This is a genomic window from Vibrio cidicii, assembly GCF_009665415.1.
Taxonomy (GTDB): domain Bacteria; phylum Pseudomonadota; class Gammaproteobacteria; order Enterobacterales; family Vibrionaceae; genus Vibrio; species Vibrio cidicii.
Map to the genome: position 1 here is coordinate 178672 of NZ_CP035921.1, position 26132 is coordinate 204803.

General features: G+C 42.6%; 30 protein-coding genes and 1 pseudogene. 6 read left to right on the forward strand and 25 right to left on the reverse strand.

The window, feature by feature from the left end:
• Positions 1-85 precede the first annotated feature (85 nt).
• The 5 genes from EWA64_RS01535 to EWA64_RS01555 all read right to left on the reverse strand — a co-directional run bounded on the left by EWA64_RS01535 (position 86) and on the right by EWA64_RS01555 (position 2737).
• On the reverse strand, positions 86-349 hold the full coding sequence (locus EWA64_RS01535) for a Txe/YoeB family addiction module toxin (RefSeq protein ID WP_000098716.1): 264 nt from the start codon (positions 347-349) through the stop codon (positions 86-88).
• Positions 342-596: a type II toxin-antitoxin system Phd/YefM family antitoxin gene (locus tag EWA64_RS01540; protein ID WP_001223794.1), complete on the reverse strand. Its 255-nt coding sequence runs from the start codon at positions 594-596 to the stop codon at positions 342-344. The genes EWA64_RS01535 and EWA64_RS01540 overlap by 8 nt, the downstream gene beginning before the upstream one ends.
• A gap of 214 nt (positions 597-810) precedes the next feature.
• On the reverse strand, positions 811-1134 hold the full coding sequence (locus tag EWA64_RS01545) for a DUF4144 domain-containing protein (RefSeq protein WP_061893033.1): 324 nt from the start codon (positions 1132-1134) through the stop codon (positions 811-813).
• Positions 1135-1737: 603 nt separating this feature from the next.
• Positions 1738-2214, reverse strand: coding sequence for an NUDIX hydrolase (locus EWA64_RS01550; protein WP_061893440.1), 477 nt, complete (start codon positions 2212-2214; stop codon positions 1738-1740).
• Positions 2215-2350: 136 nt separating this feature from the next.
• Positions 2351-2737, reverse strand: coding sequence for an MmcQ/YjbR family DNA-binding protein (locus tag EWA64_RS01555; RefSeq protein ID WP_061893794.1), 387 nt, complete (start codon positions 2735-2737; stop codon positions 2351-2353).
• Between the two features lie 186 nt (positions 2738-2923).
• Between EWA64_RS01555 and EWA64_RS01560 the strand changes: the two genes are divergently transcribed.
• Positions 2924-4113, forward strand: a protein-coding gene (locus EWA64_RS01560) for an IS3 family transposase (protein WP_439655067.1) whose coding sequence is annotated in 2 segments (ribosomal slippage) — positions 2924-3191 and positions 3191-4113 — 1191 coding nt in all. Because the reading frame shifts where the segments join, the coding sequence is not laid out codon by codon here.
• 34 nt (positions 4114-4147) lie between these two features.
• Here the strand turns inward: EWA64_RS01560 and EWA64_RS01565 are convergent.
• From EWA64_RS01565 to EWA64_RS01580, 3 genes are all read right to left on the reverse strand, one after another.
• Positions 4148-4600, reverse strand: coding sequence for a hypothetical protein (locus EWA64_RS01565; RefSeq protein ID WP_139045639.1), 453 nt, complete (start codon positions 4598-4600; stop codon positions 4148-4150).
• A 198-nt stretch (positions 4601-4798) separates the two neighbouring features.
• Entirely contained in the window at positions 4799-4981 is a 183-nt protein-coding gene (locus EWA64_RS01570; RefSeq protein WP_061893655.1) for a DUF645 family protein, read from the reverse strand.
• A 1233-nt stretch (positions 4982-6214) separates the two neighbouring features.
• Positions 6215-6661, reverse strand: a complete 447-nt coding sequence (locus tag EWA64_RS01580; protein ID WP_061893175.1) for a hypothetical protein — start codon at positions 6659-6661, stop codon at positions 6215-6217.
• A 1171-nt stretch (positions 6662-7832) separates the two neighbouring features.
• Between EWA64_RS01580 and EWA64_RS01585 the strand changes: the two genes are divergently transcribed.
• Together EWA64_RS01585 and EWA64_RS01590 are read left to right on the forward strand one after the other, a co-directional pair.
• The gene (locus EWA64_RS01585) at positions 7833-8075 is read left to right on the forward strand and encodes a type II toxin-antitoxin system Phd/YefM family antitoxin (protein ID WP_000557295.1); all 243 of its coding nucleotides are present in this window, start codon (positions 7833-7835) and stop codon (positions 8073-8075) included.
• Between the two features lie 6 nt (positions 8076-8081).
• Entirely contained in the window at positions 8082-8378 is a 297-nt protein-coding gene (locus EWA64_RS01590; RefSeq protein ID WP_061895854.1) for a type II toxin-antitoxin system RelE/ParE family toxin, read from the forward strand.
• A 407-nt stretch (positions 8379-8785) separates the two neighbouring features.
• On the opposite strand, the gene EWA64_RS01595 is transcribed toward EWA64_RS01590, so the two are convergent.
• The 8 genes from EWA64_RS01595 to EWA64_RS01635 all read right to left on the reverse strand — a co-directional run bounded on the left by EWA64_RS01595 (position 8786) and on the right by EWA64_RS01635 (position 15676).
• The gene (locus tag EWA64_RS01595) at positions 8786-9280 is read right to left on the reverse strand and encodes a GNAT family N-acetyltransferase (protein ID WP_031778197.1); all 495 of its coding nucleotides are present in this window, start codon (positions 9278-9280) and stop codon (positions 8786-8788) included.
• Between the two features lie 612 nt (positions 9281-9892).
• Positions 9893-10267, reverse strand: a complete 375-nt coding sequence (locus tag EWA64_RS01600) for a hypothetical protein (protein ID WP_061895855.1) — start codon at positions 10265-10267, stop codon at positions 9893-9895.
• 603 nt (positions 10268-10870) lie between these two features.
• A complete protein-coding gene (locus tag EWA64_RS01610; RefSeq protein WP_198044051.1) occupies positions 10871-11281 on the reverse strand; it encodes a hypothetical protein in 411 nt (136 codons plus the stop codon).
• Between the two features lie 150 nt (positions 11282-11431).
• Complete coding sequence (locus tag EWA64_RS01615; RefSeq protein WP_061893034.1) at positions 11432-11731, reverse strand: antibiotic biosynthesis monooxygenase family protein; 300 nt, start codon at positions 11729-11731, stop codon at positions 11432-11434.
• Positions 11732-11906: 175 nt separating this feature from the next.
• A complete protein-coding gene (locus EWA64_RS01620; RefSeq protein ID WP_061893035.1) occupies positions 11907-12980 on the reverse strand; it encodes a GIY-YIG nuclease family protein in 1074 nt (357 codons plus the stop codon).
• Between the two features lie 280 nt (positions 12981-13260).
• Positions 13261-14553, reverse strand: coding sequence for a group II intron reverse transcriptase/maturase (gene ltrA, locus EWA64_RS01625; protein ID WP_061893079.1), 1293 nt, complete (start codon positions 14551-14553; stop codon positions 13261-13263).
• 624 nt (positions 14554-15177) lie between these two features.
• On the reverse strand, positions 15178-15423 hold the full coding sequence (gene brnA, locus EWA64_RS01630) for a type II toxin-antitoxin system BrnA family antitoxin (RefSeq protein WP_000643598.1): 246 nt from the start codon (positions 15421-15423) through the stop codon (positions 15178-15180).
• Positions 15410-15676 (reverse strand): BrnT family toxin, encoded by a 267-nt coding sequence (locus EWA64_RS01635; protein ID WP_000589156.1) that lies wholly within the window; start codon positions 15674-15676, stop codon positions 15410-15412. Before EWA64_RS01635 ends, brnA begins: the two co-directional genes overlap by 14 nt.
• 234 nt (positions 15677-15910) lie before the next feature.
• Here EWA64_RS01635 and EWA64_RS01640 point away from each other — a divergent pair, with 234 nt between their 5' ends.
• The gene (locus tag EWA64_RS01640; RefSeq protein WP_001258569.1) at positions 15911-16189 is read left to right on the forward strand and encodes a type II toxin-antitoxin system RelB/DinJ family antitoxin; all 279 of its coding nucleotides are present in this window, start codon (positions 15911-15913) and stop codon (positions 16187-16189) included.
• A complete protein-coding gene (locus tag EWA64_RS01645) occupies positions 16182-16451 on the forward strand; it encodes a type II toxin-antitoxin system YafQ family toxin (RefSeq protein ID WP_000277238.1) in 270 nt (89 codons plus the stop codon). The genes EWA64_RS01640 and EWA64_RS01645 overlap by 8 nt, the downstream gene beginning before the upstream one ends.
• Positions 16452-17057: 606 nt before the next feature.
• Here the strand turns inward: EWA64_RS01645 and EWA64_RS01655 are convergent.
• From EWA64_RS01655 to EWA64_RS01695, 7 genes and pseudogenes are all read right to left on the reverse strand, one after another.
• Positions 17058-17375, reverse strand: coding sequence for a heavy metal-binding domain-containing protein (locus EWA64_RS01655; RefSeq protein ID WP_000640723.1), 318 nt, complete (start codon positions 17373-17375; stop codon positions 17058-17060).
• A 155-nt stretch (positions 17376-17530) separates the two neighbouring features.
• Positions 17531-17731, reverse strand: coding sequence for a hypothetical protein (locus tag EWA64_RS01660; protein ID WP_061893038.1), 201 nt, complete (start codon positions 17729-17731; stop codon positions 17531-17533).
• A 1210-nt stretch (positions 17732-18941) separates the two neighbouring features.
• Positions 18942-19099: pseudogene (locus tag EWA64_RS01665) on the reverse strand (DUF645 family protein).
• Positions 19100-19865: 766 nt separating this feature from the next.
• Positions 19866-20330 carry a hypothetical protein gene (locus EWA64_RS01670; protein ID WP_061893793.1) on the reverse strand — a complete coding sequence of 155 codons (465 nt, stop codon included), beginning with the start codon at positions 20328-20330 and terminating at the stop codon, positions 19866-19868.
• Between the two features lie 135 nt (positions 20331-20465).
• Positions 20466-21020: a phosphotransferase-like protein gene (locus EWA64_RS01680; RefSeq protein WP_045597926.1), complete on the reverse strand. Its 555-nt coding sequence runs from the start codon at positions 21018-21020 to the stop codon at positions 20466-20468.
• 622 nt (positions 21021-21642) lie between these two features.
• The gene (locus tag EWA64_RS01685) at positions 21643-22098 is read right to left on the reverse strand and encodes a GNAT family N-acetyltransferase (RefSeq protein WP_170320345.1); all 456 of its coding nucleotides are present in this window, start codon (positions 22096-22098) and stop codon (positions 21643-21645) included.
• Positions 22099-22233: 135 nt separating this feature from the next.
• Positions 22234-22677 (reverse strand): GNAT family N-acetyltransferase, encoded by a 444-nt coding sequence (locus EWA64_RS01695; protein WP_061894911.1) that lies wholly within the window; start codon positions 22675-22677, stop codon positions 22234-22236.
• Positions 22678-24324: 1647 nt separating this feature from the next.
• Between EWA64_RS01695 and EWA64_RS01705 the strand changes: the two genes are divergently transcribed.
• A complete protein-coding gene (locus EWA64_RS01705; RefSeq protein WP_061893659.1) occupies positions 24325-24687 on the forward strand; it encodes a VOC family protein in 363 nt (120 codons plus the stop codon).
• Between the two features lie 131 nt (positions 24688-24818).
• On the opposite strand, the gene EWA64_RS01715 is transcribed toward EWA64_RS01705, so the two are convergent.
• Both EWA64_RS01715 and EWA64_RS01720 read right to left on the reverse strand, forming a co-directional pair.
• Positions 24819-25367 (reverse strand): hypothetical protein, encoded by a 549-nt coding sequence (locus EWA64_RS01715; RefSeq protein ID WP_061893436.1) that lies wholly within the window; start codon positions 25365-25367, stop codon positions 24819-24821.
• Between the two features lie 132 nt (positions 25368-25499).
• Positions 25500-26042, reverse strand: coding sequence for a hypothetical protein (locus tag EWA64_RS01720; RefSeq protein WP_061894907.1), 543 nt, complete (start codon positions 26040-26042; stop codon positions 25500-25502).
• Between the last annotated feature and the right edge of the window lie 90 nt (positions 26043-26132).

The window sequence follows — 26132 nt, forward strand, 5'->3', positions numbered from 1 at the left end:
AACCACCGCGGCTCATTGGGACTGGAAACGCCACGCGTTGACAGTCCCTCTTGAGGCGTTTGTTAGCTGCCTTTAGTCAGTTGGTTCAATAATGGTAGCGACACGAAATAACCGTTATTGCATTATCATCAACAGCATAAACCAGTCTATTTGTATCATCGATCCGTCGAGACCAAAAACCAGATAGATTTTCCTTTAGAGGCTCTGGTTTACCAATGCCTTCAAACGGTGAACGCTTAACATCATTGATGATTTTATTGATCCGCTTGAGTGTTTTTTTGTCTTGTGTTTGCCAGTACAAGTAGTCATCCCAGGACTCATCTGTCCATGACAGTAAACGACTACTCATCAATCAGATCTCTTTGGGTAACTTTTCCCGCTTTGAACTGGGCAATGGAACGGTTTAGATGTTCAGCGTTCGCTGGAGAGCGAAGCAAATGTACGGTTTCCATTAGACTATTGTAATAATCCAGCGACATAACCACGGCATCTTCTGAATCACGTCGAGTGATGACGGTTGTATCCGCATCATTCACAACGGCATCCAAGACTGCTTTTAAACTATTCCTAGCTTCTGTAAAAGAAACGATTCTCATAGAACCTCCCACATGTACTGTTTACGGAACAAGTATAGTATTTAGAACTCAACTTGTACAGCTAAAGGAACATATTCGCCAGTAGGCAGCTAACGCCGCGTTAAGGGGCGCAGGCACGCACTACAAAAGTTGCTGCATAACACCTTAACCACTAAACAAACTTCAAGCCGAAAATGCCACGCGTGCCAAGTCCCTCTTTAACGCTTTGTTATGTTTATTTAGCCCAAGATTTCAAACAGTTAAATGCTTCAGCGACTGTTTCAAACTGAATTTTTGTCAAACAGACTTCCGCTAAACAGAACTCATGACGTTGAATCAATCTAGACGCTTCCTCTGCTGAAATCTGGATTGAGTTTCCAATCAAGTTAACTACTGAGCCATCTGAAACAATTGAATAGACAAAACCTTCAGAATCAATGACTCGATCGCTTGGACTAACGATCAAATCCAAACACTCGCAATTCAAATCAGCTTCAGAACCCAAATAAACAAGCTCATCGTCACCATCTAATTTCAGAATACCAGGCCAATTGACCATGAACTTCTCCGATAAACATAACGCCCTGCTAAGGGGTGAGCAATGCACTACGAAAGCAACCGCACACCAACTTAATCACAAAACTCACCGCATGCTGAAAATGCCACGCATTGCGAATCCCTCTTAAGCAGTTTGTTAGCTTAAATTTCAGCACCATAGATTTACCAAACCCGAGACTAACCTGATTTGGAAAACTGGCAAACCACTTGAACTTTGAAACCCGAATTGGCTCAAAATTTGTGACCTTTCATGCGATTTGAAAATCCGAAAATTTTGATAAATCACTTTCGGAAAACCCAAAGCGAATGCAAAACTTCCAAAGCGACTTTGCGCCAATCTGGTTAACCTCGAGCAACCCAAAAACCCAATGGAGGCAACAACTCAAAATTCACGTTGGCAAACAATGCTGATTTGCCGAAATAACCTGAACGAACTGCCAAGGGAAGAAAAAACAGGCTGCAAACAATTGATTTTTATTGTTTTAAGCTAACGCCCAATTAAGTAGCTGACAACGCTACCAATACACTCAAATTGAACACCGAAATCACTTAAGCTGAACCGAACTAAAAATGCCAAGCGTTGACAGTCTGCTTAAATTGCTTGTTATGCTGCGCTCTCATTTAGCTTGATGTACCTTGTTTCAGGCGGTAAATCTAATAAGCCTGAGCATAAAAACCTAGGTCTAATATCGATGTTTGCTAAATCAGTTAATGGGAACCAGCGAAACTCTAAATCTACGTCAGACTCTATACCACGAAAAGCCTCGGTTTTTGGCAACTTCTGTGGAGAACTCAAACGCACCAAAAAGTAATTGGCTAATTCGTGATACTTTTTACCAGAAAATTCAAAAAAGCTTTCAACATACCAAAGGTGTCTTTCAACAACTGAGTCGATAGATAACTCTTCAAGCAGTTCTCTTTTCAATGTATCGTCTGAGTTTTCAAAGAACTCTACTTTACCGCCCGGTAATGCCCAAAAAGGATCGCCTACAAGTCTATGCAACAACACATGATCTTCATCAATTATCACGGCAGCACTACGACAATTAAATCGAGCGTTGCCTTGGTCAAATCTCAACATTTTTACTCCTAGCAGCATAACGCCCGCCTAAGGGGCTGGCAACGCATAACGCTAAACTCAAACACAACAACTGTAACCACCGCGGCTCAATGGGACTGGAAACGCCACGCGTTGACAGTCCCTCTTGAGGCGTTTGTTATGAGGCGGATTCACCGTTTGCTCTTGGCGTAATTCCCAACTCTTTCTGTAACCTTTTACTAAGTCCGAGCACAACAAGACGGTAGGACTCAGACAAGTAATACTTCAACTCTTCGTCTAATACACCTGACGTCTCCGTTTGTTGGATCCACTTCATACCTCGGTTGGCGAAGTAAGGGGCGGGAATATAACCATCGTGCTCACTCAGATAATCAAAGTTCAAATCCGATGTTTTGAAAGTAAAAACTGGTTGCTGATCCTTGCCGATACTGCCAATAGAAAACACTTTTCCAGCCACTTTCCAAACATGAGAGCCACCCCATTGCACTACGTATGTAGTAGCAGGAAAGGAACGACAAAATTGGTTGAACTCATCGTGATTCATCTTTGTTTTCCTATAGCCTCATAACGCCCAATTAAGCGGCTGCTAATACCACGAAACTCCACTAGGCCACCATAAACACTGCCGCTAAACGGAACTAAAAATGCCACAGGTTTGTAGTGGCATAGTGAATTTGGCCACCTGATTAGAGCTGTTATGATTACACCCGTAGCAGCAGTAGGTGACGAAATGGCAAAGAAAAAAGGACCGAATTTTAGCCCTGAGTTCCGTCTGGAAACGGCTCAACTGGTGGTTGATCAAGGCTACTCCCAGAAGGAGGCCGCCCAGGCAATGGGGGTGGGCTATTCCACGATTGGCAAATGGGTCAGTCAACTGCGAGAAGAGCGTTCAGGCAAGTCTCCCAAGGCCTCGCCCATGACCCCAGAGCAGGTTGAAATCCGCGAATTAAAGAAGCGCATTGAACGGCTGGAATTGGAAAAGGAAGTCCTAAAAAAGGCTACAGCTCTGTTGATGTCGGACTCCATGAACACTTCTCGCTAATCGAGAAACTCAACAAGAGCCACCGGGAAAAGTACCCGGTCGTCTGGCTGTGCAAGGTGTTTGATGTCCAGCGCAGCAGCTACAGGTATTGGTTAAGCCGGGATAAGCGGATATGCCCAAAGGCGGTGCGTTTACACAGCACAATCCGGCAAATCCACCGTGAGAGCAATGGCTCCGCCGGGGCAAGAACCATCGCCGATATCGCTACTGCCCGGGGTTTTGCATTAAGCCGCTACCGTGCAGGACGGTTAATGAAGACGCTGGAATTGGTCAGTTGCCAATTGCCGAAGCATGCTTATAAGAAAGCCAATCAGGAGCATGTCGACATCCCGAATCGGTTGAACCGCCAGTTTGACGTGGTGGCACCTAACCAAGTGTGGTGCGGCGATGTGACCTATGTCTGGACAGGTACTCGCTGGGCCTATTTGGCCGTGGTAATGGATTTATTTGCCCGTAAACCCGTGGGCTGGGCGATGTCGCACTCACCGGACAGCGAGTTGACCAAGCAGGCGTTGAACATGGCATTTGAGCAACGAGGCAGGCCTAAAGGCGTGATGTTCCACAGTGACCAGGGCAGTCACTATACCAGTCGCTCCTTCCGGCAATTGCTGTGGCGTTACCAGATAACCCAAAGCCTGAGTCGCCGCGGGAATTGCTGGGACAACAGCCCAATGGAGCGATTTTTCAGGAGTTTGAAAACGGAATGGATACCGGAAACAGGCTATCGGAACTTTGCCGAGGCCAAGCTGGCAATCACCCACTATATCCTGGGGTATTACAGCAACGTCAGGCCACACCATTACAACGGTGGCTTGAGTCCAAACGAGTCAGAGCGAAGATACTGGCTTAACTATAAACCCGTGGCCAGTTTTACTTGACCACTACAGTTAGCAGTCCGACTTTAATTGATTGTTAAGTTTTTGACCATGTGTTTTCATAATGACCAACTCCAAGTCTTAAGCAGTCTGCGAGTTCATCTGGTTTAGTACCACAATAGATCGACTGAACGAGCATGGATTTCGAAAAAACACCGTCAAAAGTGAACTCAAAACCATGCCCGTTCCATGCAGAGCCTACTTGCCGAGCTTGTGAGATCGTACGTCCTTCAAACATTGAAAATGGCGGGTATTTACAAATAATATAGCCTTCCTGTTCAGTCATGTCTGGAAGTTCATTTAGCCGTCTGACTCCCAAATACTCACCACCGACTTCTCCATGAAGAGCATAAACACCTTTGTCTGTGTTTAGATAAACAACATTGAATTCAGGCTCTACTACATTAACAAGTATCGATATTACTAAAGCACCTTCTAGCTCATTTAGTAGCGAACATGCTTGCTTAACGTCTTTTTCGTAATCGTACACCATAAGCTCCCTAAAAACTTAACGCCCGCCTAAGGGGCTGACAACGCATTACCACTAAACTCAAACACAACAACTGCAACCACCGCGGCTCAATAGGACTGGAAACGCCGCGCGTTGACAGTCCCTCTTGAGGCATTTGTTAGCTTCGTAGCCTATTGTTTAACAATGATTTTTAAACACATTTGCTTGAAAGCTATTTTACGCAGAAGCATCACACAAACACACGTCCAACGCCAAAAGCTGTGAAGTTGGCTGCCAAAACTCAAAACGATCAAGGTTAAGTTGGCCACGGTTAAGAGTCCGCGACAAAGAAAACCAGATCACAGCGATGATGCAGCCTTTTATGAAACCAAACTTTCTGTGTGGAACATCCAACAACATTGAAGCTTCGAGGTTTGATGATTTTCAGCGACTTTGAAACCACTGAACTCTCAACACTTTCTACCAAATCAGCATCAGAAAAACTCGAAAGCTAAGTTGTGAAATTTGAATGCTAAAAGCTGATTTTTCAAAGCAATTAAACCCAGATTTTCATGATTTTCGCTTTAAGAAGCTAACGCCCGGTTAAGGGGCAGCCAACGCCATTACCAAGCTTCCGCATAACACTGTAACCACAAAAACCAACGCATGATAAAAATGCCGCGCGTTGGCTGTCCCTCTTGAACCGTTTGTTATGTTTAAGCTTCAATGAGTTACGTTTTACCAAAACCAAGATTAACCCAGCATTGACTCACAAACAAAAGGCAAAACCTAAAAAACTGAATTGACTCATAACTTTTGAAAAGCAGACTTGGGCTTTTAACATTTCAAGCTTTGACAAGAAACTTAAAACAGATTTCTGATTGAGCCAACCGCCCTAACCTCGCGCTTGCCTGAAAATTGATTGAGGCAACTCTCTGAACTTCTAGCGCCAAAGAATAAGTGTCCAGAAAACAGCGCCCACTGAAGCCAACTTGCCGACAAACACAAAACTCACAAGCCAAGGGAGCAAAGAAAAGATGCAACCAACTGATTTTTGGTGATTAAACATAACGCCCTGCTAAGGGGTGAGCAATGCACTGCAAAAGTTACCGCACACCAACTTAACCACAAAACTCACTGCATGCTAAAAATGCCACGCATTGCGAATCCCGCTTAAGCAGTTTGTTAGCTTAAATTTCAGCACCTTAGATTTACCAAGCCTGAGATTACACCGATTTGGAAAACCAACAAATCACCTGAACTTTAAAACCCGAAATGACTCAAACTTTGTGACTGTTCATTTGCTCTGAAAATCAATAAATTTTGAAAGCTCGTTTTCGCAAAATTCAAAGCGAAAGCGACACTTCCAAAGCGACTTTACGGCAAAATGGCTCACCTCGCGCAATCCCAAAACTCAATTGAGGCAACTGCTCAAAACTCGCGTTGGTAAACAATGCTGATTTGCCGAGAAACCTGAACGAATGGCCAGAGGAAGAAAAAACAGGCCGCAAACAATTGATTTTTATTGTTTTAAGCTAACGCCCTGTTAAGGTGTGAGCAACGCAATACCGATGCCGCCGCATACCACCTTAAACACTAAAACCAACGCATAGTAAAAATGCCACGCGTTGCGAATCACTCTTAAACAGTTTGTTAGGCATTTGCCTGAGTGAGCCTAGACCACTCTTGTTTCGTACCCACTGCAAACAAGCTACCTATTAACAAACAGATACCTGAACTTACCAGCCAAAAAGTTAAGGAATTATCTGGAAAGCTTGGCATTAGTGCCGGAAATGAAAATGCTCTCAGGAGAAAAACACCTGTTGTCACTACTAAAATGGAACGTGTAAATGGAAGTTTCTTTATTACGCCCGCCCCCGCCAACGCAAAAGTGCCCCAGATACACAAAACTGCTGCAATTGTAAGCGTGACCAATGTAGGGTACCAAAGTCCTTGATCCGCCATTTGTGCCATCGCTTCTCCAGCCCCGAACATTCGATACCAGTCAGCTCCAAACACAATACATCCCAAATGAGCTAATGCTGCCAAAAAGCAACACGCTGAAGATGCTATGAGACATTTGTTCTCTCGACGATTCATTCATCCTCCTTGATGCCTAACGCCCTGCTAAGGGGTGAGCAATGCATTACTAAAGCTACCGCATACCAACTTAATCACAAAACTCACCGCATGCTGAAAATGCCACGCATTGCGAATCCCGCTTAAGCAGTTTGTTAGCTTAAATTTCAGCACCTTAGATTTGCCAAAGCTGAGATTAACCCGATTTGGGAAACCAACAAACCGCTTGAGTTTTAAAACCCGAATTGGCTCAAACTCTGTGGCCTTTCATGCGATTTGAAAACCCGAAAACTTTGATAACTCACTTTCAGAAAACTCAAAGCGAATGCAAAACTTCCAAAGCGACTTTGCGCCAAACTGGCTAACCTCGTGCAGCCCCAAAACCCAATTGAGGCAACAACTCAAAAGTCACGTTACCAAACAATGCTGATTTGCCGAAATAACCTGAACGAACTGCCAAGGGAAGAAAAAACAGGCTGCAAACAATTGATTTTTATTGTTTTAAGCTAACGCCCTGCTAAGGGGTGAGCAATGCACTGCAAAAGCTACCGCACAATGCTTTAATCACAAAACTCACCGCATGCTAAAAATGCCACGCATTGCGAATCCCACTTAAGCAGTTTGTTAGCTTAAATTTCAGCACCTTAGGTTGACCAAATCCGAGATTAACCTAGTTTGGAAAAACGACAAACCACCTGAGTTTTAAAACCCGAAATGACTCAAACTTTGTGGCCGTTCATTTGCTTTGAAAATCAGTAAATTTTGAAAACTCGTTTTCGCAAAATTCAAAGCGAAAGCGACACTTCCAAAGCGACTTTACGGCAAAATGGCTCACCTCGCGCAATCCCAAAACTCAATTGAGGCAACTGCTCAAAACTCGCGTTGGCAAACAATGCTGATTTGCCGAGAAACCTGAACGAATGGCCTGAGGAAGAAAAAAAAGGCTGCAAACAATTGATTTTCATTGTTTTAAGCTAACGCCCAATTAAGGGGTGAACAACGCTACCACCCAACCTAAGGCATTGTGCCATCAACACAAAAATTGAAGTAGAAGCAAAAACGCCAAGCGTTGGGAATCCCTCTTAAATTGTTTGTTAGTTTACCTTTCGCACAAATCGCACGATTTAATCATATTGACCATTTCATGCGAATAACTATAATCTTACTGTGATTCCAGATTTGGAGAGTAATCATGCACACATTAACAGCAAATGATGCCAAACGTAACTTTGGTGAGTTACTTCTGAGCGCTCAACGTGAGCCAGTGAAAATTAGCAAAAATAGCAAAGATGCCGTAGTTGTTATGTCGATTAAGGACTATGAAGAGCTGGAGGCAATGAAAACTGATTACCTGAGACATTGTTTCGAGTCAGCTAAGCAAGACTTGGCACAAGGCAATGTGGTTGATGGTGAAGACTTTTTAAACGCCTTATAACCCATTATGCAAAAGAATAAATATAAGCTAAGTAAATTAGCACAGACCCATTTACAAAAAATCAAAAACTATACCGTCAACAATTTCTCTGAGATGCAATGGCGAAGCTACAAAGATACCTTACTAACAGGGTTTCAAATGCTTGCTGACAACCCAGCTGTTGGTCGCAGTTGCGATGAGATATACCCAAGTGGTTTTTATTTCCCTGTGGGCAAGCATACCGCTTACTTTACAAAAGAAGATGGCTTCATTTTAGTTATTGCTGTACTCGGTCAATCACAACTTCCGCAGAACCACCTGTAATTAAGATTTCACCCTAGGATTGGATTTAGGGTGATGATCTTCACTGGTAAACTAACGCCCTGCTAAGGGGTGAGCAATGCACTACGAAAGCTACCGCAAACCACCTTAATCACAAAACTCACCGCATGCTGAAAATGCCACGCATTGCGAATCCCGCTTAAGCAGTTTGTTAGCTTAAATTTCAGCACCTCCAAAACTCAATTGAGGCAACAGCTCAAAAATCGCGTTGGTAAACAATGCCGATTTGCCGAGAAACCTGAACGGATTTCCAAGGGAAGAAAAAACAGGCTGCAAACAATTGATTTTTATTGTTTTAAGCTAACGCCGCATTAAGGTGTGAGCGGCGCTTGGCTATACTTGAGTGAAGCGAAACTGCCAAGCGTTGCGAATCACTCTTGAATGCTTTGTTATGTGCGTGCTAAACGGTAGCGCCTTACAATGCCCTCGGTTTCACTTGTGTAGTTGCCAAGGTACTCACCGCCGCAGTTTTCGATAACCTTTTGAGACGCTGGATTGTCAATTGAACAAGTAACAATAACTGAGTCAGTGACAACATGGTCTCGCACCCAAGCGAGGAGAAATGAGGCTACACCTTTACCACGAACTGACGGTCTAGTTTCGTAGCCAACATGCCCAATGACATTTTCTACGTTGGCATTAGTACCTTTACGAACTCGAATAGCGCCTAAGATTTCAGAGTCAGATACGCAATAATAAGTTGTGCTTGGTAAATAACCGTTTGGTAATTCAGAAGTTGCTTTAGAACGTTCAACCAAACTTGATAAATAAGCTTCAGGATCTTGCTCAACGCCGGAATATTTAGGGATACCGGACTCCAAACATTCTTTCGCGTAACTCGCTAATATCGGAGCTAAATCTAGACTCGCTTTTACTACTTCCATGTCAACTATCCTCAAAAGCACATAACGCCCTGTTAAGTAGTGAGGCATGCACTACAAAAGCTTCTGCAACACTACGTAATCACTAAAACCGCTGCAAACCAAAAATGCCACGCATGCCGAATCTGCTTGAACAGTTTGTTAGCTTAAATTTCAGCACCTTAGATTTACTAAGCCCGAGATTAACCTGATTTGGAAAACCGGCAAACTACTTGAGTTTTGAAACCCGAATTGGCTCAAACTTTGTGACCTTTCATGCGATTTGAAAAACCGAAAATTTTGAGAAATCACTTTCGGAAAACTCAAAGCGAAAGCAAAACTTCCAAAGCGACTTTGCGCCAAACTTGCTAACCTCGCGCAAGCCCAAAACTCAATTGAGGCAACAGCTTGAAATTCACGTTAACAAACAATACTGACTTGCCGAGAAGCCTGAACCAACTGCCAAGGGAAGAAAGAAAAAACCACAACCCATTGATTTTTATTGCTTTAAGCTAACGCCCTGTTAAGTAGTGAGGCATGCTATACAAAAGCTTCTGCAATACGCCGTAATCACAAAACCCACTGCAAACCAAAAATGCCACGCATGCCGAATCTGCTTGAACAGTTTGTTATAACTCAAACCCAAATTGGCAGCTGATAGATTTTTCCATTTAGATCCACAACTACCGCTTCGACGTACACCTGATGGTTATCAGCACGATAAGCCGATATATAAAATTCTTCGAAGCATTCGATAGGTAAACTGTGAGATTCGCACAACTTAGGTAGCCACTTGCGATAAGCGAGAACCGTCTTACGTACTCTAGGCGTTAGCTTAAACAGCTCTTCATCTTTAGTCGGAATCCAACTAATTCTCACTAAATCACCTGCCTTAAGATTAGCTAGTTTGAAGATATCATCACGGACAAACCCACCATCGATGTAATTTTCGCCACTAAAAAATGATAGGGTAAAGTTCTTAGCCACACCTTTGATATTCTTCAGTTTCACAATTTCCCCTTGAGTTATAACGCCCTGCTAAGGGGTGAGCAATGCACTGCAAAAGCTACCGCACACCAACTTAATCACAAAACTCACCGCATGCTAAAAATGCCACGCATTGCGAATCCCGCTTAAGCAGTTTGTTAGCTTAAATTTCAGCACCTTAGATTAACCAAACCCAAGATTAACCTCATTTGGGAAGCCGGAAAACTGCCTAAGTTTTAAAACCCGAATTGACTCAAACTTTGTTGCATTTTGTGCTCTTTGAAAATCAGTAAATTTTGATAGCTCACTTTAGGAAAACTCACAGCGAAAGCAAAACTTTCAAAGCAACTTTGCACCAAGTTGGCTAACCTCGCTCAATCCCAAAACGCCATTGAGGCAACCGCTAAAAAATCGCGTTGGCAAACAATACTGATTTGCCGATAAACTTGAGCGAATTGCCAATGGAAGAAAGAACAAGCAGCAAACAATTGATTTTTTATTGTTTTAAGCTAACGCTGCGTTAAGGGGTGAGTGCCGCCTAAACCAAGTTTCCGCAGACCACTTTCACCACCAAAAGCACCGCATACCAAAAATGCCACGCGGCATGAATCCCGCTTAAACGCCTTGTTAGGCATTTTTTCTTGCAAAACCACGAATAATATCGAGTTTGTTAGCGGGCGCATTAGGGGCTAAAAAGTCAGGGATCGTTTCTTTTGTTCTTTTGGGACGTCTCAGAAATTCGATTGGCCACTCAGTTATCCGCTCTTCCTTTACATGAATGTACTTACCTTGCTCAGGCTCATCAATGTATTCTCTCTGAAGAATTAAAGCCAATGGCGACTCTGCTCCAGACTCTTGGCTACAAAAGTCTAATGCACCCTCGGCATTGTCGAAAACATAATAATAGTCATCACCAGATTCATCGTGAAACCAAACTCGATACTCTAAAACTGCATCCCATACATAGCCTCCGCCTGCTTTTGAAAGAGCGGAGTACTCGCCTACCATACTTGGATCTAATACTTCTGGGTATTTCATCATTTCTCCATCAGATGCCTAACGCCGCGTTAAGGGGCGCAGGCACGCAATACAAAAGTTACCGCATGACAACTTAACCACTAAACCCAACGCAAGCCAAAAATGCCACGCGTGCCAAGTCCCTCTTTAACGCTTTGTTATGTGCCGGGGTCATGATTTGGTCCGATCTTCTATTTCATCGAATGACTCAACCGAAATTCGTTCAGCGATTTCACGCATTTTCTGCATTTTTTCAGGATTACTATTTTCCCAAAACAACTCCCAATCTTGTCGAGAGCGCCACTTAGCAATCGTTAGTACCTTTTCTGGTTTCTCAAAGGAGTTAAGCATAAAACTGCCAAGAGCACCTTCGACTGTATGATGAATAGAGTCAGTTGTAGAACGCCAGACTTTTTGAAATTCATCCATTTTATCAATAGGCACTCGCCACTCATATATTACTCTAAACATATGATTTCCTTGTAAGACAACTAGCTTAGATGATGAAAACTATTAGGCACATAACGCCCAATTAAGGTGTGAAGCACGCTACCACGACACTCAAATTAGACGCCGTAATCACTAAATTTGACTCAAACCCAAAATGCCAAGCGTGCTGAATCACTCTTAAATTGTTTGTTATAGTTCATGTTTTAGATAAGTTATTATTGATTATGGCATAAACTTCATTTATCCACTGGTTACGACATGCAGATGCGTACGCACCTTTATTTTCTTTTCTAAACAATGATTTTGATTCATACCTCCGAGCCACATCAAGAATTAACTCTTTAGTCCATCTTTTTGTAGACATCGGCTTCTGTCTCACCATATGGGAGCAAACTTCATCAGCCCACCCGTTACGACACGCCACCACATAAGCAGAGTTATTGCCTTTTTCGAACTCTTTCCTTGTTTGATACTTTAGAGCTTCGTTTTTCACATTTTCAAATGACCAAATTACTTTTTTAGGCATATGATTTGTTACTTCATCAATCCAACCTTTTTTACAAGCTATACGATATGCACTTGAAGCTCCTCGTTTAAAGTCAATTCTTGTTTTATACTTTCGAGCTTCAAGTTGTATTCTTTCGTAATCCCACGGCTCTCGACCACCAAGCGCTCCAAGAGCACCGTCGCTATTTAGAACTTCAAAACCTTTTTCCATATAAACTTGAACAAAATGAGCTTCAAGCTTTGCAGCTTCTTTTGCTGGCACATAATCAGTTAATTGCACATATTCTGTATCAGCATATTTGACTAGCATAGCCGTTGAGCGACTATGTCCATTTTTATGTTCCACCATTCTTTTTGTGAAAGAAAATGTTAACCCAATATAAGCTTGGTTTTTTTCTATACTATGAATAACATAAATACAGCGATTAGCTCTGTCGCCAATACTCTCCATATGTGTACATATATCATCCATGATTTTTTCTCTAAGAGCTATACCATAAGCAGTTGGAGCATTGTTCTCAAAGTCAACTCTACTCGAATATTTCGTTGCTTTAGCTTTTACACGCTCAACACTCCAGTAGCCTTTGGGCTTGCGTGTATCTTCAATATGCTGGTACATATCTGATAACCAACCGTTTTTTTGAGCTGCCCCATAAGCACTTTTATTACCCGTACCATATTGAAATTCACTTCTTGTTTTACACTGTTTGGCAACTGCCAAACAATTCTCATAATTCCAATAACCTTTAGGTGTATAGCTCATGTGAGAACAAATTTCACTCAACCAACCATTTCTTCGCGCTGCCGAGTATGCGCCTCCTGACTTAGCTTTGAATTCACTAGGCTTAGTATACTTTTGAGCTTCTTCTTTGACTCTTTCAAGAGTCCAGTAAACCTTTGTAATAAAACACTCCTTAGGGCTTCAAGTACGATCGCTGATGTACTATAACGCCGCATTAAGGGGCGAACAACGCACAAAAGCACTCAATGCATAGCAAATTCATCACAATCGAGTAGGAGGAGGCCTCACGGCCTCCATCCTCTCACACCACCGTACAAGCGTGGGTCGCATACGGCGGTTCCGAATATACCTTTAGTGACTCATACCCATCTCTCAATGAGTACAATCCCCTCTCCTTGAACCATTTGATTGGCATGGCGTGATTCAACTGGGGCGAGAGGGCTAAGTGCCACCACCCTTTATCTGACATCGCCAGCTTCCACGCATTTCGCTCTGTTACACCTTGGCGTTGTAACCATGTCGCTATGCTGTATCTGCGTTTGCGCTGTTTCAGGCGGTAGCATCTCAACCGACGCCGTATCCATTCGTCCAAGCGCTGCATCGCACTTTGACCTAGGGCGAGCTTGAAGTAGTGCTGCCAACCTCGTAGGTATTGGGTTAACTCGGTGATGATTACCGACAACTCTCGACCTCGATTTCGCTTCGTTATTTTCCGCACTCGCTGCTTCATTTGAGCTTGTGCCGGTTTTGATATCAGGAGAGTTCCGTCTATCTTGAAGCTATGACTTAGGTAGGCTCGCTCCGTCACTCTTGTTGCTGCACTTTTCTCTCGATTTACCGTGAGCTTTAGCTTCTGCTCCAAGAACTCCGTTATCGACTCTTTGACTCGATGGGCGGCTTCCTCACTACGAACGTAGATTTGGCAGTCATCTGCATATCGACAGAACTTATGCCCTCTTCGCTCTAACTCTTTGTCCAGTTCATCTAATACGATATTGGAAAGTAACGGAGATAATGGCCCACCCTGTGGTGTTCCTCGTTGTCTTCGCTCTACTAACCCATCTCGCATTAAGCCTGCCTGTAGATAGGACCTGATGAGCTTTAATACTCGTTTATCACTAATGTCCTTAGATAATCTGCGCATCAGCCTATCATGGTTCACCGTGTCGAAGTATTTGGCTAGATCGATATCCACTACATAACCCCGCCCTTCTCTGATATAGCGGCTTGCTGCCGCAAGCGCATGATGCGCACTGCGGTTCGGCCTGAACCCGTAGCTGCTGTTGGAGAACCTCGGCTCATAGATGTCTGACAGTACTGATGTGATCGCCTGTTGGACTATCCTATCCAGTACCGTGGGGATACCTAATTGCCTGACGCCACCATTCGGCTTGGGGATTTCTACACCCAGAACAGGTTGAGGTTGGTAGCTTCCGTCCAGAAGACTCTGGCGGAGCGCTTGCCCATTTGAAGCTTGCCGAAGTTTAGAAATGGTCGCTGTGATGTCGAGTCTGTCGACACCTGCGCACCCCTTGTTCTTCTTCACGCGTCGAAGGGCATGGTTCAAATTCGCTGAGGAGCTGATTTGTTCCATCAGCGCAGTGGGGGTCACCAAGACTCGTCCTCCTTTCTACGCCGATCATGCTTGTCATTCTTCGTGACCATGAGCTTTACTTGCGGTATTGCCCATTGGGACGTAGAGATGATTTTCATCTTGCTATGACTCCACATGATTGAGTGTCTAGTGACTGCTTCTTGATATATTCAGTTCAGGCCTTCCTTTGAGTTGTACTTCCTCAAAGTACTATGCCTTCTGCTGACTTCTCATTGCCCATCACACAACATCACTGCTGTATTAGTCTCATCTGAGACAGGCAATGAGATCTCCCGAGGTAAGACGTTGCTCTTTCCCTTGGTCATGCCTGATTTACCTATACACACTTCCCGTCGAGGCATTGGGCTATTCTATCTATTGCTAGGTTACCCAAGTTGTACAGGCCTACTATCAGGTTTCTGTTCGTCACAACCAAGTTTTGCCGTTTGCTTCCTTCAGGTTTCACCTCACGGTGAACACCCTTGCATAGGCTAACGGTTCTCGCTCGACTGAGCCCGTAGAGGACTTTCACCTCCTAGATCAACGCCATGCTCGGCGCACAAAACAAACGCATGGCAAAAATGCCACGCGTTGTGAGTCCCTCTTAAATGCTTTGTTAGCCGTTTATCTCACACTTGAATGATGAGACACGCTCTCTAACCTTTCTGCCAGCCAAATTTTAATGATTGATTGACGTGTTACACCAATACGACTCGCTTCTCTGTCCAAGGACTCAAGCATCCAGGCTGGAAAATCTACATTGACTCGTTTTTGCTTATGCATCGGTCTTTTAGCTTGCGATAGATCCAAGTCCATTACGATATCATCGTCGTCACTTTCAAACTTGGCATCAAATTCATGCGCTTTCATAAAGGCTTACCTCCGCTTTCCGTGAACGCCGAACTGAGATGATCCTGATATTCGTACCTCGGTAGGTAATTACTCCTGACCAATGCTTACCGTTTAGTAAGCCGACAACCAAATATCTGGGCTCATCACTCGTGTTAGCAGGGATCTCGATAAGATCTGAATCATTCCACAACCCTTGAGCTGTATGAAAATCAATACCGTGCTTTTCGAGATTACTTCTGCTTTTGTTTTCATCAAATTCAAATTTAATCATGAGTAAAAACTACACCCTTTTTACTCATTAGGCAAACTTTGTTTATTGATGACGGCTAACGCCCGGTTAAGGGGCAGCCAACGCCACTGACAACTTAACGCATAACACCGTAAACCACAAAGACCAACGCATAGTAAAAATGCCGCGCGTTGGCTGTCCCTCTTGAACCGTTTGTTATGTGCACATATACTTTGTCTAACTATGTAATACATTGTATGCACAAAGGTACTATTTATGAGAACAGAAATGCTGAGCACGCGCATTGACCACGACACGAAAATTGCGTTCACAAACGTCTGCGATGAGATGGGTCTAAGTACATCACAGGCCATAAAGTTATTTGCAAAAGCGGTTATTAATCATGGTGGAATCCCTTTTGAGCTGCGAGTTCCACAGCCTAATGAGGTTACTGCATCTGCAATTCAAGAGCTCGTTGAAGGAAAAGGACATAAAGCTGAATCCGTTGAAGCTATGCTGAATGAGCTTACTGAAGGCAAAGTTAAGCATGTATAAACTCGAATACTCCACACAGTTTAAGAAAGATTTCAAAAAGATAACTAAGATGCCGATTTCAGACATCATTGAAGTCGGCAATGTTATTTCTAAGCTGCAACGCGGCGAAAAGCTTGAACCCAAGAATGTTGACCATCCGTTAACTGGAAATTGGGTTGGATTTCGAGACTGCCACATTAAACCCGACCTAGTGTTAATCTATCGAGTTTTTAACGATCAACTACAACTAGCGCGCATTGGTTCACATAGTGATTTATTCTAATGAGTCAATTGGGCACATAACGCCGCGTTAAGGGGTGAGTGCCGCATAAACTAGCTTTCCGCAGACCATTTTAACCACAAAAATCACCGCATACCAAAAATGCCACGCGGCACGAATCCCGCTTAAACGCTTTGTTATGCTTAAGCTTCAACGCCCACATTTTTACCAAAACCAAGATTAACTCGACTAGGATTAGCTAACAAAAAGCAAAACCTAAAAAGCTGAAATAACTCATGATTTTTGAAAATCAGACTTTGAAATTTGGCGGCTAAAACTCAAAAAACCTAAGATCAAATTGCTGATTGAGCCAACCGCCCTAACCTCGCGCTTGCCCGAAAATTGATTGAGGCAACGCTCTGAATTTCCAGCGCCAAAGAACAAGTGTCCGGAAAACAGCGCCCACTGAAGCCAACTTGCCGACAAACTCAAAACTAACCAGCCGATGGAACAAAGAAAAAACATAAACCACCGATTTTTAGTGATTAAGCATAACGCCCAATTAAGGTGTGAGGCACGCAATACCAATGCTTCCGCATACCACCTGAATCACTAAAGCCCATGTATAGCAAAAATGCCACGCGTGCCGAATCACTCTTAAATTGCTTGTTATGTTCGGAGTTTAACTGCCGTACCAAACACTAGGATTTCTGATGCGCCATCAGTAACTGAGCTAGTTGTAAAACGAATTCCCACTATTGCATCGGCATTTAACTTTACTGCATCTTCGATTAATCGTTCTACCGCTATGTTTCTGGCTTCCATCAACATCTCGGTATAACCTTTAAGCTCGCCACCCACAATACCTTTTAAGCCAGCCATGATATCGCGACCTATATGTTTAGACTGGACCACATTCCCATTAACAATACCCAGAACTGCTTCTATTTCCTTGCCAGGAATAGTTTCCGTTGTCGTGTAAATCATAATTTCTCCCTAGAACATAACGCCCGCTTAAGGGGCAGACAACGCTACTACTAACCTGCCGCATAACATGCGTAATCACAAAAACCAACGCACAGCAAACATGCCGCGCGTTGGCTGTCCCTCTTGAAGCGTTTGTTATGTTTGGGGTTAAACGTCTACTGAAACTTGCTTATCATCTCTTTCGATAATCTATCACTTTCTTGTATTAGTTTTTGATGGCGTTTCATTAACGCAACAAAATTAGGATTACTTTCATCAGCACAGCCAGCCAGAGCTTGGTTAGCAGTTAAAGACGCTATCTGTTCTAATTGTTTGTTAATCTGAGTAATTAAAGCTGTATATTCTTCAAAGCCCATTTATTTCACCTTGTTTATAACATTTAAAGCACTAGTACAAATTTATAGCACAGTAATCAACAAAATCAATTTTAAATCAGATAGATAAATAGAGTACTATCGTTGTTTATAGGACCATCTAAAACATAACGCCCTGTTAAGTAGTGAGGCATGCACTACGAAAGCTTCCGCAACACTACGTCATCACTAAAACCAACGCAAACCAAAAATGCCACGCATGCCGAATCTGCTTGAACAGTTTGTTATGCCCGTGCCTTTTGTTTGCTACGATTTTGAATCCTGCTTGCCTTGGAAAAAGCTCAAATTTTTGGGTATATAAAACTGACAAGCCTGCCTATCTGCTGTAGTTGCCTGTTCCAAAGCTCCGCATAAATCCTTGTCATTCTCTTTTGTTCGAGTGAATTGCTTACATTTCCCGCAACGTTCCATTGAAGCCAGTTCCAAGTTATTTCAATTTAAACTCGACAATAACGTTGTTAGAAACCTTGCAATTTGATTAAGCCCAAATTTAACGAAAATTGTTAATTATTGAGTAAATTACGACAGGGGCATAACGCCCTGTTAAGTAGTGAGGCATGCACTACGAAAGCTTCCGCAACACTACGTAATCACTAAAACCAACGCAAATCAAAAATGCCACGTATGCCGAATCTGCTTGAACAGTTTGTTAGCTTAAATTTCAGCATCTTAGATTTACTAAGCCCGAGATTAACCTGATTTCGGAAGCCGCAAACTGCCTAAGTTTTGAAACCCGAATTGACTCAAACTTTGTGGCCGTTCATTTGCTTTAAAAACCAGTAAATTCTGAAAACTCGTTTTCGCAAAACTCAAAGCGAAAGCGACACTTCCAAAACGACTTTGCACCAAACTTGCTAACATCGGTTAAGCCCAAAAACTCAATTGAGGCAGCAACTCAAAACTCGCGCTGGCAAACAATGCTGATTTGCCGAGAAACCGAAACGAGCTGCCAAGGGAAGAAAAAACAGGCTGCAAACAATTGGTTTTTATTGTTTTAAGCTAACGCCCGCCTAAGGGGCTGGCAACGCATGCCACCAAACTCAATCACAACAACCATAACCACCGCGGCTCAATGGGACTGGAAACGCCACGCGTTGACAGTCCCTCTTGAGGCGTTTGTTAGCTTCGTAGCCCATTGTTTGCTAATGACTTTTTAAACAAATTTGCTTGAAATATATTGTACGCAAATGCATCACACATACAACGCCAAAAGCTGTGAAGTTGGCTGCCAAAACTTATAACGATCTAGGCTAAGTTGGCCACGGTTAAGAGTCCGCGACAAAGGAAACTCACTTTCAGCGATGATGCAGCCTTTGTGAAACCAAACTTTCCGTGTGGAGCATCCAACAACATTGAAGCATCGAGGTTTGATGGCTTTCAGCAACTTTCAAGCTGCTGAACATTCAGCACTTTCTACCAAGTCAGCATCTGAAAGACTCGAAAGCCAAGTTGTACAATTTGAACGCTAAAAGCTGATTTTTCAGAACGATTGAGTTTGGATTTTGATGATTCCAGCCTTTGAGAAGCTAACGCCGCGTTAAGGGGCGCAGGCACGCAATACAAAAGCTACCGCATAGTGCCGTAACCACTAAACCCAACGCAAACTGAAAATGCCACGCGTGCCAAGTCCCTCTTTAACGCTTTGTTATGCTTAAGCTTCAATGGCTTACGTTTTACCCAAACCAAGATTAACTCAGCTTTGATTCACAAACAAAAACCAAAACATAGAAAACAGAAATGACTCATAATTTTGAAAATCAGACTTTGAACTTTGGCTGTCAAAACTCAAAAACCTAAGATCAAATTGCTGATTGAGCCAACCGCCCTAACCTCGCGTTTGCCCGAAAATTGACTGAGGCAATTCTCCGAGTTTCCAGCGCCAAAGAATAGGTGTCCGGAAAACAGCGCCCAATAAAGCCAACTTGCCGACAAACTCGAAACCAACCAGCCGAGGGAGCAAAGAAAAACCATAAACCACTGCTTTAAAATGATTAAGCATAACGCCGCGTTAAGGGGTGCCGGCACGCACTACAAAAGCTACCGCACAGCGACTTAATCACTGAACCCAACGCAAACCGAAAATGCCACGCGTGCCAAATCCCACTTTAACGCTTTGTTATGAGTGTGTTACCTCGCCAACATGCTTAACTACTTGATAGTAAAGTAAGCCTAGCCAAGCTATAAAAGGTAAAGTGTCCTCGGCTGAACTTACCCGTGCATCATTTTTAGTAGCAACCGACATATAGTAAGCTGACAAAAAAAGAAGCATCGGTATTAATAGAGCACAGAACCTAACTGTAACGACAAAGCTAATACTAAAAAATCGTCCCAGGAAGTCAGTACCATTGTCAGCCCCATTTGATCTATAAGCCAAGAATGTGCCCAATACTGGGATCAAAAAATAAGATAGAGAATTGATGGTATCCCATATATTTCTCGACCCAACAGGGGTTCTTAGAGCAATTTCAAAACACAACGAAGTAAAGATAAACGTTAGGAACATATATATAAATCTATCTTTTTCAGTCAACCTTCCAACTTTAATATCTTTTTTTAAACCTTCGATGTTCCAGATATACATTTTTCCTCCTAAACTCATAACGCCGCGTTAAGGGGTGAATGCCGCCTAAACCAACTTTCCGCAGACCACCTTCACCACCAAAACTAACCGCATGCCAAAAATGCCACGCGGCATGAATCCCACTTGAACGCCTTGTTATGTTTCATTTTTCGGGTGCGATGATACTTTATACTTTTGGGTCATTACCCTGATAACTTCTTCAGCAACTGACACCGAATCACGTTGTGTCATATCTAGTAGAATATCGTAAGGTAGGTGCTTTGGTGAGGTCTCATATCCATGTTTTACTTCAACCAATGTACGATCTTCACGTTCATTAGCACGTTGCTCTAAACACTCCCAGTCAGCGGTCAAACCAACATAGAAAACACGGAAATCATTTAAGTAGCCTAGTAATTCATTCGCTCGACGATCCGTTGATACAACGTTATCAAAAATCACTTTATTTCCGCAGTCTACTAAACTTTTTACGCACGAAAATGTACCAGCCAATAACGCATTGCGGTCAAAAGTATCCCATTTATTTTCATAATTACACCCATCTAGAATCGCCTGAGGCAAGGTATAAACGATGGTGTCAATTGAGAAATTGAGCCAGACTTCGTGAGATAGTTGCTTTTGTAATTCTTTCGCTAACTGCGTTTTGCCAACGCATGATGGACCATCAATTACAATTAGCTGATATGCCATTTGTGAATCCTTTCTATATTAGTGAGCTCTGAAACATAACGCCCTGCTAAGGGGTGAGCGATGCACTGCAAAAGCTACCGCACGCCGCTTTAATCACAAAACTCACCGCATGCTGAAAATCCCACGCATTGCGAATCCCACTTAAGCAGTTTGTTAGCTTAAATTTCAGCACTTTAAGATTTACCAAGCCCAAGATTAACCTGATTTGGAAAACCAACAAACCACTTGAGTTTTGAAAACCGAATTTATTCAAACTTTGTGACTGTTCATTTGCTTTGAAAACCATAAATTTTGATAACACATGTTCACAAAACTCAAAGCGAAAGCAAAACTTCCAAAGCGACTTTGCACCAAACTGACCGACCTCGCGCATTCCCAAAACTCAATTGAGGCAGCAGCTAGAAATTCACGCTGGCAAACAATGCTGATTTGACGAAAAACCTGAACGAATTACCAAGGGAAGAAAGAAAAAAACACAAACAACTGATTTTTAATGTTTTAAGCTAACGCCGCGTTAAGGGGCGCAGGCACGCAATACAAAAGTTGCTGCATAACACCTTAACCACTAAAAAAACTGCAAACCAAAAATGCCACGCGTGCCAAGTCCCTCTTTAACGCTTTGTTATGCCGCTACATTTTGTTTTAACTGAACTTCTACCGCTTTTGAACCGTCGGAAAGTATGAAGAAGTCTGAATCAAAACGTTGAACTACATCAAAGCCTAGCGCCTTAAATACAGCGACATTACCTGTTTGCTCAACACACCAAACTGAGACTGAGTCAATACGCTTAAACTGTGTAACAACGAAATCGACGAGCTTTCTCGCTACACCTTTTTGGCGAAAACTTGGTGCGACTGCTAACGAACTAAGCTGTAATTCTGAGCCAACCTGTCTAGCTTCAACTATTCCAATTAAAACCTGATCAACATGGAAACCAAAACAACTCCACTCACTTTTAGCATTGTTTTTATTGCTAACTGCGAGCTCGGTTGGCCTGTAAACTTGACGCAGTTCGTCGAAGCAACGCTCTGACAGTTCAACCACTGATTTTTCATTTGCATCAAGCTGCTTAATCATCAATTTCACCTTAGGCATAACGCTGCGTTAAGGGGTGAATGCCGTATAAACCAAGCTTCCGCAGACCACTTTCACCACCAAAACTCACTGCAAACCAAAAATGCCACGCGGCATGAATCCCTCTTAAACGCCTTGTTATGAGCACGAAGCCAAACGCTCCATAAACACAAAATTTTCGTTTTCAGATGTAACTGAAAAACCATGACGACCATACAAATTAGCAACTCGACTACCTTGTAAATAACACAGTTCTATACGTTTATTTTCTTTTGAAGCTATCGCAATACACTGTTTTAGGATGCTTGAGCCAATACCTTTACCATGAAATTCTGGAAGCAAGAAAAATCGGCCAAAGTATAGGCTGTCACCTTTGTTTTGAAGGAGATAACTACCTGCACGCTTTCCATCAATTTCTATGATTGTTGGTTTTGCCTCGTTCCACTCTGCCAAATGCAACTTCCATTGCAAGCTTTCATCCCAACCGAACACTGACTTTATTGCATCAAACTCTGCTAATTTCTTTAATTCAAAGAGAAACTCATAGTCGTCAACTGTAGCTTCTCGCTCTTTATAAAACATTACTACTGAACCATTTTATTGGGGTGCTCATAACGCCCGGTTAAGGGGCAGCCAACGCCATTACCATGCTTCCGCATAACACCGTAACCACAAAACCAACGCATAGTGAAAATGCCACGCGTTGGCTGTCCCTCTTGAACCGTTTGTTATGTTTAAGCTTCAATGACTTACGTTTTACCAAAACCAAGATTAACTCGGTTTTGACTGACAAACAAAAGCCAAGACCTGAAAAACTGAAACGACTCATAGATTTGAAAAACAGACTTTGAATTTCGGTAATTCAAGCCCCAAAACCTGTGATCAAAATATTGATTGAGCCAGCCGAACCAACCTCGCGCCTACTCGAAAATCGACTGAGGCAACTCTCTGAATTTCCAGCGTCAAAGAATAGATGTCCGGTAAACAGCGCTCACAAGTGCCAACTTGCCGACAAACGCGAAACCGAAACCAATCAGCCGAGGGAACAAAGAAAAACCATAATCCACTGATTTTTGGTGATTAAACATAACGCCCTGCTAAGGGGTGAGCAATGCACTGCAAAAGCTAACGCGCACCGCCTTAATCACAAAACTCACCGCATGCTAAAAATGCCACGCATTGCGAATCCCGCTTAAGCAGTTTGTTAGCTTAAATTTCAGCACCTTAAATTTACCAAACCTGAGATTAACCTGATTTGGGAAACCGACAAACTGCCTGAATTTTGAAACCCGTATTGGTTCAAACTTTGTGGCGTTTCATGCGATTTGAAAACCCGAAATTTTTGATAAAACACTTTCAGAAAACTCAAAGCGAAAGCAAAACTACCAAAGCGACTTTGCGCCAAACTGGCTAACCTCGTGCAGCCCCAAAACCCAATTGAGGCAACAACTCAAAATTCACGTTGCCAAACAATGCTGATTTGCCGAGAAACCTGAACGAACTGCCAAGGGAAGAAAAAAACAGGCTGCAAACAATTGATTTTTATTGTTTTAAGCTAACGCCCTGCTAAGGGGTGAGCAATGCACTGCAAAAGCTACCGCACGCCAACTCAATCACAAAACTCACCGCATGCTGAAAATGCCACGCATTGCGAATCCCGCTTAAGCAGTTTGTTAGCTTAAATTTCAGCACCTTAGATTTACTAAGCCCGAGATTAACCTGATTTGGGAAGCCGGCAAACTGCCTAAGTTTTAAAACCCGAAATGACTCAAACTTTGTGGCCGTTCACTTGCTTTGAAACCAGTAGATTTTTGAGAATTCATCTTCGGAGAACTCAAAGCGAAAGCAAAACTTCCAAAGCGACTTTGCGCCAAACTGGCTAACCTCGCGCAAGCCCAAAACTCAATTGAGGCAACAGCTCAAAAATCGCGTTGGTAAACAATGCCGATTTGCCGAGAAACCTGAACGGATTTCCAAGGGAAGAAAAAACAGGCTGCAAACAATTGATTTTCATTGTTTTAAGCTAACGCCGCGTTAAGGGGTGAATGCCGCATAAACCAACCTTCCGCAGACCACTTTCACCACCAAAACCAACCGCATACCAAAAATGCCACGCGGCATGAATCCCTCTTAAACGCCTTGTTATGTGTGTGTTCTACACGCTACTGACAATTTCTGACTCGAGAAAAGTATAGAGTAATCGCCACATTGAACCGTAAGGGATATACCATGATTACTATTGATTCTATCGTGCTTTACGTCGAGAGCATTCAAACAAGCCAAGAGTTTTACGAAAAGATTCTACCCTGCAAGGCTAAGGTGCTTTCACCTACTTTTGTTTCATTTAAATTGCCAGATGGCCCACTATTAGAACTTAAACAACTTGCTCACTGCAATCCGAGTTCAAGCATTACTGGCGGCGGCACAGAAATTTCAATTTTGATTAAAAACCGAGATGCTCTGCATTGCTTGTTCCAAGACTGGAGTAATAAAGGTATTCAGTTCCTGTTGGATCCAATCGAGCAAATTTACGGCATAACATTTGTTGCGATTGATCCTGACAACCATAGAATTCGCGTATTTGCCGAGTAAACACATAACGCCCAGTTAAGGGGTGAAGCACGCAATACCAATGTAACCGCATGGCACGTCAACACCGAAATAATCGCATGCTAAAAATGCCACGCGTGCTGAATCCCACTTAAACTGTTTGTTATGTGAATTCAACCACTTGCCGGCTTTAAGTAAAACACCTTAACACCTTCACCTTGATTTTCAGTGGTAATTTCACACCCTTTAATTAATTCGCCTATTTCCGTACGGTTTGACATGTTTCCAAACCCATCATCGATGTATAAGTTTACATCATATGGATTGATTACTAGTTTATATGAAACACCTACCTCTGGTATAAAGGAAAAAATAGGCTGAGAATATCGTATGGTCACTCTGTTTGCATCATAGTAAGAAACATAATCTAAAGGTAATGACAAATAAACCTTCGAATCTGATTTAACTCTTGTTTTCACCACTTCATCTTTAAAATACAGCGGGCCATCTGACTTAGAAACAAACCCTATTAACTTTGCACTATCATAACTACACAACTCATCAGTATGAAAATACACGGGTTTATTAACAGCAATCTTAACTTCTGTATCAATCGTCACATCTGAATATGATTCACCATTTAGTGGCAAGTACTCAGGCTTGGGTAACTCGCATCCCACCAAGCCTATCATTGGAAGAAATAAAGCTATCTTTTTAAACATCTAATACCCTTTTTGAAAATATCACATAACGCTTTGTTAAGGGGCGCAGCAACGCAACACGTAATTTCCGCATAGCTCCTTAAACACAAAACTCAACGCAAACTAACAATGCCACGCGTTGCAAGTCCCTCTTTAACAATTTGTTATCTGCCTTTCTACATTGCTTATTTCTTGTTCTATTGAAGCTTTTATTGAACCTAAAGCCATGCGTTCACTTTCTGAAACAAGAAACTTAACAAGTTTTGTTGAGAAATCAATTAACTCGACCAACTCTATTCTAGTAAAGAAGTAGTGTGATGGTTGCTGGTGAATAAAAGTGTTTCTAACCTGCTGTAGCCTTTCTATAGTTGCAATCGGAAAATCATTTGGATCTATTGTTTTACTACCGATATAAATAGCAAACCTAGGATCTAGTAGCTTTTTGTAAAGCCATTGTATCGTGTCTAAATCACCATAATCCTTGTCATAAGTTTCTTTTTTTCTTACCAACTTCGAATCTACTACCATTAAACATAAGCACATAGCAGTTTGAACAGCATTATGCGCTGAAATCATAGCCCATTTGAAAAAATAGTGATTGCCATCTTGTATTTTTTCTAATGAAATCGATAAGTTTATCAAAGTTGTCAATAAATCTTCATCTAAGCTAAAAACAACATTTTTTTCGTAGCTCATATTTTCCTCAATTGTTAAGGAATGGCAGATAACGCCCTGCTAAGGGGTGAGCAATGCACTACAAAAGCTACCGCACACCGCCTTAATCAC